General features: G+C 57.0%; 2 protein-coding genes. Both read left to right on the top strand.

What is annotated here, in order from left to right; all coding sequences use genetic code 11:
• The first annotated feature begins 414 nt into the window (after nt 1-414).
• Nucleotides 415-861: a hypothetical protein gene (locus tag GIW04_RS30720; protein WP_120249010.1), complete on the top strand. Its 447-nt coding sequence runs from the start codon at nt 415-417 to the stop codon at nt 859-861.
• 52 nt (nt 862-913) lie between these two features.
• On the top strand, nt 914-1,376 hold a 463-nt coding region (locus GIW04_RS30715; RefSeq protein WP_236479610.1), incomplete at its 3' end, for a DNA-methyltransferase.

The raw sequence follows: 1,376 nt of genomic DNA, 5'->3' as shown, positions 1-1,376 counted from the left end.
CTCCAGACAATCACCCCCGCAATCCATGCGTTCAGGGCGGGTATTTAAGGGCCGTTGGCATATGCTGCAGTTGTTCATTGCGTGTTCCTGAGTCGGAGTTATGGGCAGAAATCCCCGAGGCTATCTCGTGCAATTTGAACGGCGTACTCAAGCAATTCTAGGGGGACACTTGGCTCAAATAGGGTTACCTCGAAACGCAGAGCTCCGTCATTCCGGAAGATCTCGAACATCTGCGCCCTCTCGCCTTCCCAACACTCTAAAGCCAAGCCGTCATGACCTATAACGACGCTTGAAGCAAGGCAAAAACGATATTCAATCCCGTGTACTACCACATCACACCTCCGTTTCTAAGGAGGCAACGATACCTCTCCCCTCTATGAATTTGATAGCCGCTATGGCGACAAGGACGAAGTCATGCCTGAAGAGACTCAAAAAGCCTGGCCGGAGCACTACCGCTATATCGACACCATTGGCCCGGAAGGCCTGGAGGTGCACTGCATCACCTATCAGGTGATCAGCGAGACGGCGCAGTGTTTCTACATCGGCGATACCCATACCTGCGACCGGGTCAAAGGCCCGCAATACAGCTGGACCGCCGAGGCAGTTAAGAAGCGCATAAAGCGCGTGCTGAAAGACGGTGGCAACTGGGGCCGTCGATTCGCCTACACCGACAAGGCACTGGCACTGCGCTCTTACAAGGCACGCAAGGCCTGGCAGCTGCGACACGTTCGTCTGTTAATGGAGCGGGCCCAGGCGGCAATCGGGTACTTCGGCGATGGCCCGGCAGAAAGCGTGATACCGGAAGCGGCAGTGACAATCCCGAACGAATATATCCAGGGCTTAAATTGGGAGGACTACTGATGATCGCCACCCTCTGGTTCGCCTACGTCTTCATCTACAAGGGGCCAAGGCCATGAAACAGCATCGCGTTTTGATCGGCGACTGCATTGAGTCGATGCGGACGCTGCCAGATAAATCGGTTCAGATGTGCGTAACCAGCCCGCCCTACTACGGGCTGCGGGATTACGGCGTAGACGGCCAGATCGGCCTGGAGGAAACGCCGGCTGAATTTATCGCTCGACTGGTCGAGGTGTTCCGCGAAGTACGCCGAGTACTCCGCGACGACGGTACCGCCTGGGTGAATATGGGTGACAGCTATGCGAGCAAGCCCAACGGGCCGGCAGGCATGGGCGGCCACAACAGCGATGCGCCCCACGTGGCGGTACGCACCGCTAATGCTCGGCGTTCCAGCAAGATCCCTGCCGGTTTCAAGCATAAGGACCTGATGGGAATGCCCTGGCGATTGGCCTTCGCCCTGCAGGATGACGGCTGGTATCTGCGACAGGACATTATCTGGCACAAGCCGAACCCGATGC

Origin of the sequence: Pseudomonas sp. PA-4-8C, from assembly GCF_021606625.1 — a bacterium.
In the GTDB taxonomy this organism is placed as follows: domain Bacteria; phylum Pseudomonadota; class Gammaproteobacteria; order Pseudomonadales; family Pseudomonadaceae; genus Aquipseudomonas; species Aquipseudomonas lactis.
This window is presented reverse-complemented; position numbering and strand designations above follow the sequence as displayed.